8 protein-coding genes and 1 tRNA gene are annotated in these 12,327 nt (G+C 65.6%); 4 read left to right on the top strand and 5 right to left on the bottom strand.

The annotated features are described in order from the left end of the window. Window positions 1–146: 146 nt before the first annotated feature. Together K5H97_RS01210 and K5H97_RS01205 are read right to left on the bottom strand one after the other, a co-directional pair. Window positions 147–1,820 carry an aryl-sulfate sulfotransferase gene (locus K5H97_RS01210; RefSeq protein ID WP_028688581.1) on the bottom strand — a complete coding sequence of 558 codons (1,674 nt, stop codon included), beginning with the start codon at window positions 1,818–1,820 and terminating at the stop codon, window positions 147–149. 17 nt (window positions 1,821–1,837) lie between these two features. Further along, window positions 1,838–4,174, bottom strand: coding sequence for a TonB-dependent receptor (locus tag K5H97_RS01205; RefSeq protein ID WP_028688582.1), 2,337 nt, complete (start codon window positions 4,172–4,174; stop codon window positions 1,838–1,840). Between the two features lie 192 nt (window positions 4,175–4,366). Between K5H97_RS01205 and K5H97_RS01200 the strand changes: the two genes are divergently transcribed. Continuing rightward, window positions 4,367–5,272, top strand: coding sequence for a LysR family transcriptional regulator (locus K5H97_RS01200; protein ID WP_028688583.1), 906 nt, complete (start codon window positions 4,367–4,369; stop codon window positions 5,270–5,272). 91 nt (window positions 5,273–5,363) lie between these two features. Here the strand turns inward: K5H97_RS01200 and K5H97_RS01195 are convergent, their stop codons facing one another. Next, window positions 5,364–6,269, bottom strand: a complete 906-nt coding sequence (locus tag K5H97_RS01195) for a TauD/TfdA dioxygenase family protein (protein ID WP_028688584.1) — start codon at window positions 6,267–6,269, stop codon at window positions 5,364–5,366. A 28-nt stretch (window positions 6,270–6,297) separates the two neighbouring features. After that, window positions 6,298–7,338 carry an ABC transporter substrate-binding protein gene (locus K5H97_RS01190; protein WP_028688585.1) on the bottom strand — a complete coding sequence of 347 codons (1,041 nt, stop codon included), beginning with the start codon at window positions 7,336–7,338 and terminating at the stop codon, window positions 6,298–6,300. Window positions 7,339–7,641: 303 nt separating this feature from the next. Here K5H97_RS01190 and K5H97_RS01185 point away from each other — a divergent pair, with 303 nt between their 5' ends. From K5H97_RS01185 to K5H97_RS01175, 3 genes are all read left to right on the top strand, one after another. Further along, window positions 7,642–9,225 (top strand): ABC transporter permease, encoded by a 1,584-nt coding sequence (locus K5H97_RS01185; RefSeq protein WP_028688586.1) that lies wholly within the window; start codon window positions 7,642–7,644, stop codon window positions 9,223–9,225. Next, complete coding sequence (locus K5H97_RS01180; protein ID WP_036985625.1) at window positions 9,222–10,085, top strand: ABC transporter ATP-binding protein; 864 nt, start codon at window positions 9,222–9,224, stop codon at window positions 10,083–10,085. The genes K5H97_RS01185 and K5H97_RS01180 overlap by 4 nt, the downstream gene beginning before the upstream one ends. Window positions 10,086–10,171: 86 nt before the next feature. Then, window positions 10,172–10,248, top strand: a tRNA-Arg gene (locus K5H97_RS01175). Window positions 10,249–10,340: 92 nt separating this feature from the next. Here the strand turns inward: K5H97_RS01175 and K5H97_RS01170 are convergent. Continuing rightward, window positions 10,341–12,185: a DUF3857 domain-containing transglutaminase family protein gene (locus K5H97_RS01170; RefSeq protein WP_028688588.1), complete on the bottom strand. Its 1,845-nt coding sequence runs from the start codon at window positions 12,183–12,185 to the stop codon at window positions 10,341–10,343. Window positions 12,186–12,327: the final 142 nt, after the last annotated feature.

Below are 12,327 nucleotides of genomic sequence, written 5' to 3'. Positions count from 1 at the left end.
AAAAGAACGAATGGTTGAACACCCCCCTGGCAAACGGCCCAATCGCGGGGCAAGCCCGCTCCCACAAGGAGCGCAGGGTTCCTGTGGGAGCGGGCTTGCCCCGCGATTGGGCCGTAAGAGGTTAGACCATCGGTCAGAAGGAAGGGTCAGAACGCCTTGTCGAGATCGATCACCAGCGCCCGGTAGCCCACGCTGCCCGGCTGGCGACTGTGCACTTTCAGCTCCACCACCACCTCCTGGGTGCCGCGACGCACTTCATTGAGCACGCTGGTCGTCAGCTTCTCCGGTGTCAGGAAACTCACCGAAGCCGAGTAGATGAACTGGGTATCGGTCTGCGCCTGGTACGCCACCACCGAGGTGATCGGGCTGTACCACTCGTCACCGCGCTCCTTGCCGTACTGCCATACCTGCTCGACCGTGCCCTTGGCCTCGTCGATGCGGTACTCCACCGCCCGGCTGTAGTTGCCAGTCAGCCTAGTCGGGCCGAAGTCGCGGCCCCAGCCGTTGTCGAACACAGTCAGCGTGCCGTGCCCGGTCAGCCAGGCGGTGTGCTGGGTCCAGGACCACTCGAAGCCCTCGCCCACCGGTTTGAGCACTTTGTCCTGCAAACGTGCCGGCCAACCTTGCGGCGCGGCGAGGATCCACTTCACCTGCTTGTCGCGGCCGATCTTCACCACGCCCTGGTGCCGTGCTGAAACGATGATGCTGTCGTCATCGGCGTCGTAGTCGATGGCATTGACATGGGCCCAGTTGCGCCCGGTACCGACACCGGGAACGTCGCCGAACGGCAGGTCGCCTTCAGCCAATTCGTTGGCCAGCCGCTCATCCTGTTTCTTTACACCGTCCGGCAGCTGGATCGCGGCCTTGCCTAGGGTTTCCAGCAGCTCGCCGCGGTACGGATCGAGGATCTGGTTCAGGTCCCAGAAATCCAGCACGTCGCCAGCCTCGTTGACCTCGATGATATGGTCGCGGATCGAGCGCACGCGCTTGCCGTCCGGGCGACGGTAGTCGCTGGTGCCGACCCGCAGCAGGTAGCTGCCGTTCACCGTCTCGCGGATCTCGTGGGAGAAGTCGGCGAACTTGTCCGGCAGGTTGCGCTGCCACACCTTGCGCCCCAGCAGGTCGTACTTGGAGTAGGTCTGGCCCTGGCCCCAGATCAGCTTGCCGTCGCGGGTCTGGTGGAAGCCCATGGTGCCGCCCAGGCCGTCGCGATGGTTGGAATCATGGATCTGCTCGATATCCAGGTACCAGCGCACGTCACCGTTGCTGTCGGCGATCCAGTTGTTGCCCACCGAGTCCCACTCGGCGGCGCCGCCCAGGCCGTTCCACTTGAAGGCGCGCCCACCCGGGATCTCGGCCAGCAGGTGATTGAACAGGTACAGGCGCTTTTCGAAACCGGGGGCGACCTTGACCGGCTCTACCTCGGGCAGCGCGGCAGTCTGCTTGGCCACCACCGGCAGGCGCACCGCCGGGGCGTAGATTTCGTAACGTTCGCGGATGCGTTCGCCATCAAGCTTGTAACTCACCTCGACCTGGTTGACGTGGTCGGGGTACAGGCCGAACACCGGGATGCCGCCGTAGGTCCACAGCGAGCGGTCGGACACGTCGTAGACGATATCGACACCGCGCTCGCCGCGGCCCAGCACCCGCACATGGGCGGCACTCAAGGTACGCCCGCCATCACGGATGATCGCGGTCAGCGGCGCCAGCCGGTACGGGTTGACCACCACGTCGCCGAGCAGGGCTTGGTCGCGGTCGGGCACCTTGGCGGTGAGGCAGGCGCCTTCGGGCAGGTCATGCGGTTGGGTCTTGGCATTCATGGCAAAGCTCCTTGTGCTCAGAAGTCGTAACGGGCGGTGGCGCCCACGGTGCGCGGGGTGCCCAGCACGCCGGCATAGCCGCCGTTGGCGGAGTTCCACAGGCTGGTGAAGTAGGTCTTGTCGCCGGCGTTCTTCACCCACAGCGACAGGTCGAGCACGCCGTCGCCCTGGTCCAGGCGCACGCCGGTGGACAGGTTGACGATGGCGTAGCTGGGGATCTGGCCGTAGTCGGAATCGTCGATGGTGCCGACGGCCTTGGAGCGGAACGCGTAGCTGGCGGTGACGTAGGGCTCGATGCGTTCGCTGAGCTGCCACTTGTACTGGCCGTTGAGGTTGGCGATGTACTTGGAGGCGCCGACCACCTGGTGGCCGGACAGGTCGCAGGTGGCGGCGGGGTTGGCCAGGCTTACCTCGGGCGGGCACGGCGCGTCCTTGTAGTCGGTGTAGCGCACGTCGTTCCATGAGCCGTTGAAGTTCAGCGTCAGACCTCGGATCGGCAGGGCCGTGGCTTCGAACTCCAGGCCGCGAGAACGCACGCTGCCGGCGTTGGCCAGGTACTGCACACGGTTGGCTTCGTCGTAGACGTTGGCCTGGTAGCCGTGCACTTCAGTCCAGAACAGGTTGGTGTTCAGCTGCAGGCGGTTGTCGAACAGGGTGCTCTTGAGCCCGAGTTCGGCGTTGTTGGCCCGCTCGGTACCCACCAACAGCGAATCGGTGCCCAAGCGTGGGGCGGCACCGACAGTCAGGTTGACACCCCCGGACTTCTCGCCGTGGGACAGGCTGGCATAACCCAACAGGTCATCGGTGAATCGGTAGCTCAGGCTGAGCAGCCCGGAGGGGGCGAAGCTGTATTGGTTAAGGTCACCTGAGTCGTACGCGCCCACCCGGCCCTGGCGGGCGGCCGCGGCCGCACCGGTGACGGCCGCGCCGCCGGACGGCGCATCGCGGGTCACCCAGGCGCTTTTCTCCTCGTAGGTGCCGCGTACCCCGGCGGTGAAGTCCAGGCGCTCGGTCAGGTGCCAGGTGCCCTGGGCGAACAGGGCGTAGCTGTCGGTGTCGATGTGGCCATTGCCGATGGTGTTCACGTTGGCCAGGGCGCCGGCCGGGGTCAGGTTCCAGATATCAGCCTGCGGCCCGTAGTAAGTGAATGATTTATTGTCCAGGTCCTGCTTGAAGTAGTACGCGCCCAGTACGTAGTCGAAGAAGCCGCCGGTGGGTGAGGCCAGCCGAAGCTCCTGCGAGTACTGCTTGTCCCGCACCGAAACCCCGGCACTGTAGAACACCGGCACGTTGAGGCCGTCGTCGTTGCGCGGGGTGAAGTCCCACCAACGGTAGGCGCTGATCGAGGTGAGGGTGAAGTCGTTGGGCAGGGTCCAGTTGGCCTCTACCGAAGTGCCGCCCTGGAACACCTTGACCATCTGGTCGGCATCGAAGTTGACCTTGCGGTCCTTGCCCGACACCAGGGTGGCGCCGGCCTGGGCGGCCAGGCTTTCGTAGCGGTTCACGCCATTGATGGTCGGGCCGGTGCTGTAGAGGCTGAGGATGCCGTTGTCGGAGTCTTCTTCGTTGTACTCGCCGATCCAGCGCAGGTTGAAGGTTTCGCTGGGCTTGAACAGCAACTGGGTACGAAAGCCCTGGCGCTTGCCGCCATTGAGGTCGTGGCCGTTGTAGATGTTCTTCACATAGCCGTCGTCCTCGGTGTGGTAGGCGCTGATGCGCCCGGCGAGGGTGTCGGTCAGGGGGCCGGAGAAGCTGCCCTGGGTCTGCCAGTAGCCATCCTCGCCCAACGACGACTGCACGCTGCCTTCCTGGTGGAAGGTCGGCTTGCGGGTGGTGATGTTGAGCACCCCGGCAGTGGTGTTCTTGCCGAACAGCGTGCCTTGCGGCCCGCGCAGCACCTCCAGCTGCTCGACATCGAGCAGGTCGAACACCGCCATGCCCGGGCGCCCCAGGTAGACGTTGTCCAGATACACGCCGACGCTGCCTTCCAGGCCATCACTGGCCGGGTTGTTGCCCAGGCCGCGAATGGAAATGCTCGACTGGCGGGCGTGCACATAGGCGACGTTGGTGCTCGGCACCAGCTGTTGCAGATCCTGCACGCGATAGATGCGCTGGGTCTCCAGGGTTTCGCTGCCCAGCACGCTGATCGGCGTGGGCACGCTCTGGGCGGTCTCCTCACGGCGCCGGGCATTGACAGTGACGGTGCCGAGCTTGGCCTCCTGCTCGACAGCTGGCGCAGCCGAGCGCGGCTCTTCGGCGAAGCTGTTGCCGGCGGCGGCCAGCAGCACGCCAGCGGCCAAGGGTTGCAGGGCGAATACCGACGCGCGCGCCGGCCAACGGGAAAGTCGGGACATGCAGATGCTCCTTGGAGGCACAGGCCCTGGCGAGCATTTCCGTTGGCGGAACCGAATCGCGATCAGACGGGCTTTATTCTTTTAAGAGATATAAATATTTGTATTTCATATTTTGTGGAATAAGTGACTCCCTTTATAAGGTTCCCAACCCTTCCCAGCAATTGCATTCCACCGAAAGTTTCCATGTAGAAAATGCATATCGACCTGCGCCAGCTCCGCCACTTCATCGCCCTTGTCGAGCACCGCAGCTTTGTCGCCGCGGCGGCGGCGGTGAACCTCTCGCAATCGGCCTTCAGCCGCAGCATCCAGACGCTGGAACACAACGTCGGCTGCCGCCTGGTCGATCGCGCCAGCAAGGAACTGGCGCCGACCCGCCAGGGCCTGCTGGTGCTGGAGCATTCACGGCGGCTGGTGCACGGGGCGCACAACCTGGTCAACGAGATCAACCAGTTCAACGGCGCCACCACCGGCGTGGTGCGCTTCGGCTCGGGGCCGGCCCCCGCCGGCGGGCTGGTGCCAAGGGCGGTGGCGCGGTTCGTCGCCGAGTACCCAGCGGCCCGCACCTGCTTCCAGGTGGACAACTGGCAGGCGCTGAACCGGCGGCTGATCGCCGAGGAGATCGAGTTCTTCGTCGCCGACACCCGCCAGTTCGAGGCCGACCCGGACTACCAGGTGCACAAGCTCAGGCCACAGCGCTGGCACTTCTGCTGTCGCCGGGAACATCCATTGACCGAGCTGGCCGAAGTGCGGGCGCGGGACCTGTTCGATTACCCGCTGGCCACCACCTTTCGCCCGCCGAACATCCGCAAGATCCTCAGTGACTTGAGCGGGCGGCAGGACTTTCTGCCCAGCGTGGAATGCGAGCATGGTTATGCGCTGCTCAATGTCGTGCTGCATTCGGACACCATCGGTATCGCCTGCAGCGCGAACCTGCGGCCCTATGACGGCCTGGTGGCCCTCAAGCTGGTGGATCTGGCGCCGGAGCAGGAGGAGGCGTTCTATACCCGCTATGGGGTGGTGAGCCGGGTGGGGTATGGGTTGTCGGCGCTGGCGCAGGGGTTGGTGAGGCAGTTGATTGCCTGTGATAGCGAGTTGTAGCCCTAAGGGGCTGCTGTGCAGCCCTTTGGGACTGCGCTCCTGTGGGAGCGGCCTTGCGTCGCGAAAGGGCCGCAAAGCGGCCCCAACGATCTCAGCCCTTGCGCGTGGTCCGACTCAATTGCCCATCCACCCCCACCGGCACCTCGCCAGCCAGGGTAACCCGGCGCACGATGCGCGGTTGGGTGCCGTAGTCATCCACCGCATAGTGCTGCGTCGCGCGGTTGTCCCAGATCGCCACGTCCCCCGCCTGCCAGCGCCAGCGCACGGTGTTTTCCAGGCGTGTCACATGCCCCTGCAGCAGCGCGAACAGATGCTGCGAGTCCGCCAGCGAATAGCCCTTGATGCGCTTGACGAAGTGCCCTAGCTGCAACGCCCGCTCGCCACTGATCGGATGCACCCGCACCACCGGGTGCTCGGTCTCGTACACCGTCGAGGTGAACACCTTGCGATAGCGCTCAAGCTTCGCCGGATCGACATCCGGCTTCACGCTGGCATAGTCGTATTCGTTGCTGTGCACCGCCCACAGCTTGTCGGCCAGTTCGCGCAGCGGCTCGGGCAGCTCCTGATAGGCTGCGGCGGTGTTGGCCCACACCGTGTCGCCACCGGCAGCCGGGGCCACCACACTGCGCAGGATAGAGGCCTTGGGGTAGGCGTCTACGAAGGTCACGTCGGTGTGCCAGGAGTTGGCCCGCTGGCCTTCTGCGCCATCGAGCTGCAGCAGGTAGCTGGTGCCATCGACCACCGGCACCGTGGGATGGGCGATCGGCTCGCCGAGCAACTGGGCGAAGGCCTCCTGCCCCACGTCGTCCAGCTGCTCCTGGGCCCGGAAGAAGATCACCTTGTGGCGCACCAATGCCGCCTGGATGGCATCGATGGTGGCCGGATCGAGGTCGGCGGACAGCTTGATGCCACGGATCTCGGCGCCGATGCGCCCGGCAACGGGGTGGATGTCGAGTTCCAGGGTTTGCGGCGCGGTGGCCAGTGCGGCGTTGCTCATGGTCGTGCTCCTCACGGTTGTTGTCGGGTCAGCGGGCGGCCTGGACGGCCTGGTCCTGCCGCTGGGCGGCATCGATGAAACGGGGTTCGATCCAGTCGGCCACCTGGAAGCCACGGCGGATCAGGCGCTCCTTGACGGCCAGGTCCACGCCCTGTTGCAGCAGGCCGACGAAACCGGCATCCAGGCGTGGGTCGAAGTAGTCGGCGAGGTTCTCCTCGGCCAGGTCGTCGCGCAGGATCGCCTTTGGCCAGTTGGCGGTGTTCGCCACCAGGTCCACATAGGCCTCGCGGTTACGTTCGTCGCGCAGCCACTTCACCGCCTGCTCCTGGGCGTTGACCACCCGCTGTACCAGGTCGGGGTGCTGGCGGATGAACTCGCCGGTACCCAGCAGCACCGCCTGGGTGCTGCCGGCGCCTTTCAGGTCCCGGGAGTTGACCGGGAGCTCGACCAGCCCTCGCTCGCGCAGCGACAGCAGGCTGGACAGGCCCCAGGTGGCGTCGATCTGCTTGGCGGCCAGGGCGGCGTTGGCCGCGTTGAAATCGAGGTTGATGACTTTCAGCTCACGTTCGGACAGCCCCTGGCTGGCCAGGGCGCTGGCGAACGACAGCTGGTTGGCGGTGCCGCGGAACACCGCCACGCGCTTGCCCTTGAGGTCCTGCAGGCTGTGGATGCCCGAGCCCGGCACCACGCCGAGGTAGCTCTTCACCCCACGCACCCCGGCCGACAACACGCGGGTGTCGAGGCCGTTGGCCTTGCCGATGATCGCGGCCAGGTCGCCCAGGTAGGCGAAGTCCGCCTGGCCGTTGGCCAGGGCCTCGTTGACCACGGGGCCGGCGCCCTTGAAGAAGCGCCAGTCGATACGGATGCCGTCCTTGGCGAACTCTTTCTCCAGCAGTTGCTGGTCGCGCAGCACATCCACCACGCCGCCGGCGCTGGGCTTGCTGCCGGCGCTGAGGTCGGGCACGGCGATACGGATCACATCCGGCTGGGCGGCATGGGCTGCCACGGGCAGGGCGCTCAACAAGGCGGCGAGCAACGGGCTGAGCAGATGGCGGAAGGCGGTTTTCATGGCAAGGCTCCTTGGCAGGCTGCCACCGGCGATGGCCGGCGCTATGGGCCAGAAGCTAGGCAGGTCCGGTTAGAACCTACAAAGATCAAAACTTCATTTTTTAGTAACCAGAAGACATAAACGAGGCGCCATGCGGGACGCCGGGCGGCTTGCAGAGCACGCATGAAAAATATGAGGAAAACGCAATGCCTCGGGGGTTTCGCATGCAGCAGGCGCATGCTCTTATCTCCTGAATATCGCTTGTGAGAATTTTTAATTCCATAAACGAATAAACAAGGAATGGTTTGTTTGAGAGGTGCCTTGATGAGCGAAGTCTTGAGCGTAGGCCAGCGCCGTCGATGGAGGCCGCTACGTGGTCCTTTCGCGGCACAAGGCCGCTCCTACATACCGTGGGCCGTGCCGCTGGTGGTGGCGGCATTGTGGATTATCGCCAGCCGTGAACACTGGATGAGCGAGCAGATCCTGCCTGCGCCGTCGCTGGTCTGGCAGAGCGCGCTAGAGTATGGCTCCGGTGAGCTCTGGGGCCACCTGTGGATAAGTCTGCAGCGCCTGGCCTGGGGACTGCTGGCGGGAATCGCCAGCGGCCTGCTGCTGGGTACCTGGCTGGGTGGATCGCGGCGAGCGCAGACCCTGGTGATGCCCACCTTCGTCGCCCTGGCACAGATCCCAACCCTGGCCTGGATCCCGCTGTTCATGCTGTTCTTCGGCATCGGCGAGCTGCTCAAGCTGGTGGTGCTGGTCAAGGCCGTGGTGGTGCCGGTCACGCTGCATACCCTGGTCGGCGTGCGCGACGCCCAGCCCAAGCTGCGTGAAGCCGCCGCCGTCCTGCGCCTGCCCCCTCACCTGCTGTTCCTGCGCCTGCTGCTGCCCGCCGCGCTGCCGGCGTTTCTCGCCGGTGTGCGGCTGGCCCTGGCCACTGGCTGGACCTCGCTGCTGGCCGTGGAGCTGCTGGCGTCCAGCGAAGGCATCGGCTACCTGATGGTCTGGGGGCGGCAACTGTTCATGCTCGACCTGGTGTTCCTCTGCATCCTGGTGATCGGCCTGGTCGGCGCGCTGATGGATCGCGGCTTCACGCGCCTGGAGCGCGGCCTGTTGCACTGGCCGCAACCGGCCACGGGCGAACAGCTGCGCGGCCAGGTGCCACGCGGCTGGCAAAGCCTGCTGCTGCCTGCGGGGCTGTTGATGCTGTGGCAGGCCGCCAACCGCCTTGGTTGGGTCGACGCCAACATCCTCACCTCGCCACTGGAGGTGCTGCGCAGCCTGTATGCGGGCCTGCTCGACGGCTCGTTGCCCGATGCCCTGCGCTTGAGCCTGCAACGCACCCTGGCCGGGCTGCTGCTCGGCGGTGGCGCGGGGTTCGTGCTGGGCCTGCTGCTGGGCCTGTCAGCCAGCGCCGAGCGCCTGCTCGGCCCGAGCCTGTCGGCGCTGCGCCAAGTGGCGCTGTTCGCCTGGGTGCCGCTGCTGACCGCCTGGTTCGGCTTGGGTGAAGGCGCCAAGCTGGTGTTCGTCGCGCTGGCGGCGTTCTTCCCGTTGCTGATCGCCACCCAGCGCGGTATCGCCAGCCTCCCGCCACAGCTGGGCGAGGCGGCCCAGGCCCTGCGCCTTGACCTGCCGCACCGGCTGCGTCTGCTGGTGCTGCCTGGCGCCGCCCCGGCGATCTTCGCCGGGCTGCGCCTGGCGCTGATCTACGCCTGGCTCGGCACTATCGGTGCCGAGTACTTCATGCCCTCGGACGGCGGTATCGCCAGCCTGATGATCGGCGCCCAGCAATTGTTCCGCATGGACCAGGTGATGGCCGCCATGGTCCTGATCGGCCTGGTCGGCGCCCTGCTCGGCCACCTCGGCCAACGCCTCGAATCGCGCGCCACGCGCTGGAGATCCGCATGAACGCCTTCATCACCCCGGCCCTGCACGCGGCCAACCAACCCGACGCCACGCCGCCACTGGTCAGTTTCGAGGGGGTCGGCAAGACCTTCAGCGTCGATGGCCAGCCGTTCGAGGCGATCCGCAACTTCAACCTGTCGATCAACGAAGGCGAGTTCATCGCCATCGTCGGCTCCTCCGGCTGCGGCAAGTCCACCCTGCTGCGTCTGCTGGTGGGGCTGGACACCGACTACAGCGGCACGATCCGGGTCGACGGCCAGCCGGTCGACGGCATCGGCGGCGAACGCGGCATCGTATTCCAGGAGCATCGCCTGTTCCCATGGCTGACGGTGGCGCAGAACATCGGCCTGGGGCTGGTCAACGAGACACTCACCCAGGGCGAGCGCGCCCGGCGCGTACACGAGTACGTGCAACTGGTGGGCCTGGTCGGCTTCGAATCGGCCTATCCGCACCAGCTGTCCGGCGGCATGGCCCAGCGCGTGGCCATCGCCCGTGGCCTGGTGGCCAGCCCACGGATCCTGCTGCTGGACGAACCCTTCGGCGCCCTCGACGCCCTGACCCGCCAACAGCTGCAGGACGAACTGCTGGCGATTCGCGAACGCTCGGGGATCACCATCCTGCTGGTCACCCACGATGCCGAGGAAGCCACCTACCTGGCCGATCGGGTGGTGGTGCTGGAGCCGAGGCCGGGGCGGATCAAGGCGGTGGTGGAAATCGACCTGCCGCACCCGCGCCAGCGCACCGGCGTGGCATTGCATGGCTTGCGTGAAAAGGTCTTGCACCAGATCACCGGGGATGGCGGGTATCTCAAGCCTGCGGGACAGCGGATGGAGGGGCTGCGGCCGGAGCTGATCGCACTGTGACCGACACCCGCTGTCCCCCCGGGAAAAAACTCCACAGATCAAGGCCATGGACGCCACCGACACAGATGGGTATCATGCGGCCCGTTGCACTCGTAGCTCAGCTGGATAGAGTACTGCCCTCCGAAGGCAGGGGTCGTGGGTTCGAATCCCGCCGAGTGCGCCATGACATCAGCCGTCACCCGTGTGTTTTCACCGGTGCCGGCAAGCAAAAGCCCCGCTCAGATCGCTCTGGCGGGGCTTTTGCGTTTCCGGGCCTCAGCCCTGCACGATGATCTGGCCCTGCAGGTCTCGGACCATGGTCTCGATGACCGGCTTCATCGCCTTGAACTCCTCAGGCGTGCACACTGCCTTCGGGTGCTTGAACTGCATGCGGCGCTCGACCACCACGGCGTTGCCGTCACGGGTGTAACGGGCGCTGTAGTCGAAACTGCCTTCCTTCACGGCAACGGCCTTGGGCGTCGCCAGGACGGTGACCCCGGCCGGGAACTCGAAGCGCGATTGCTCCAGCGTTTCGTTGGAGATGCAGACGAAGCCCTGGGTGCGCTCGTTCTCGGTGGCAAAGCCATAGACTGACTGGGCGATGCCGCCCACCAGGCTGCTCAGGGCTGGCACGCCCACCGGGCCGGGCAGGTTCACCAGGTTCTCGGTATGGCCCTGGACCTGGCTGCGAAAGTGCTCCGGCGCTGCCGACGGCTGGATCAGGATCTTGCCGCTGCCCCGTTGCCCATAGGCATTGAGCACCTGCTCGACGATGCGATCGAGGTCCGTCGGTTTCATCGTCTTGGCGCCATAGCGGTTGACCTCGCTGGCCCAGCCTTCGATGGTCGAGTCGCCGGTGAAGTCCGCGGCACCCGTGTCCTTGACCTTGAACAGCATTTCACCGACCTGCTTGCCGAACTGGGTGGCCGGGGTCTTGCCGAACACGCCGGTGGCGGTCAGCAGCGTGGTCTTGTCCAGGTCCATCAGCGGCAGGTAACCGGCGGCCACCGACGGGTCGGTCGAATCCAGGTACAGGTCGAGGCTCGGCACATAGGTCAGCACATGGTTGAGCACACCGAGTGTCGGCACCTTCGGCAGCTGGTAGGCATTGCCGAGGTTGATCAGCGCCGGCGAGCTCTCGATACCCGCCGCCTTGAGCAGCGCCTCGAGCAGGGCCACATGGTCCTTGCAGTCGCCATAGCGGTTGTCGAGCACGCTCTGCGCCGCGTGCGGAACCACGCCACCGGCACCGACATAGACCGCCACGTAGCGGATGTTCTCACGCACCCAGTCGCTGAGCTTGAGCGCCTTGGCCCGGGCGTCGGGCAGGTTCGCCGTCAATTGTCCGGCCAACGCGGCAATGGCCGGTGTCACTTGCACGTCGGCGCGCGCCTGGTAGCTGGCGGCAAGCCCTGCGTAGTCCTTGAAGGTCGAGACCGCGAGGTACTGGCCATAGTCCAGGTAGGACACGGCGCTCGCCTCGATCCTGGCCCTGTCGGTCGGCACGAAGTCCCAGCGGTAGACCTTGCGGCCCTTGCCGGCCTTGGGCGTGGACGCCTTGAAACCACGGGCGTCGGCATACAGCGGCAGGTCCGCCGGCAGGTCGTAGATCAGCGAGAACTGCTCCACGGGGTGAAATTCCGCCGCGGTGAGGTCCTCGAAATGGCCGGGGAACAGCGCGGTGGTGCGATGGCGCTTGTAGCGCAGCACCAGGCGGTCGCCAACGGCCACTTCCGGGAAGATCACCACCTTGACCCGGGAGTCCTGGAACATCGGCGCGTAGGTGGACGCCTGCTCCTGCTGCTCCTTGATCTGCGAGGCGTCGACCATGACCTTGCGCCCGTCGGGCTTCTGGGTGAAGGCCTGGTCGACCTCCAGGGTCTCGTACCCACGGTTGTAGCTCAGTGCTTGCTGGGCCTTGGCCTGGATGGCGCGCTCTTCGTTGATGCGCGAGACCGATTCGACCGCCACCTGGAAACTGCCGTCGCGCTGCACGGTGAAGGTCTGCACGACCTTTTCAAGGGTGACGGAGTGGTCGGTGCCATCGTCCCGAGCCTGGGCAGGCGCGATGCAGGCCAGGGTGAATGCCAGCACCCCGGCCAGGGGTGCAAGGTAAGACATGAACATGAGGATCCTTCTCTTGTGACGCGAGGGTTATTACAAAAACGCTAATGATACGCATTTTTATCATAAACCTGCAGGCCGCGCCGTATATGAACGCTTGCACGTTTGTGCAGAAAAGCACATTGCCACCTCTCCCGTG

This window comes from Pseudomonas mosselii (assembly GCF_019823065.1).
GTDB lineage: Bacteria > Pseudomonadota > Gammaproteobacteria > Pseudomonadales > Pseudomonadaceae > Aquipseudomonas > Aquipseudomonas mosselii.
This window is presented reverse-complemented; position numbering and strand designations above follow the sequence as displayed.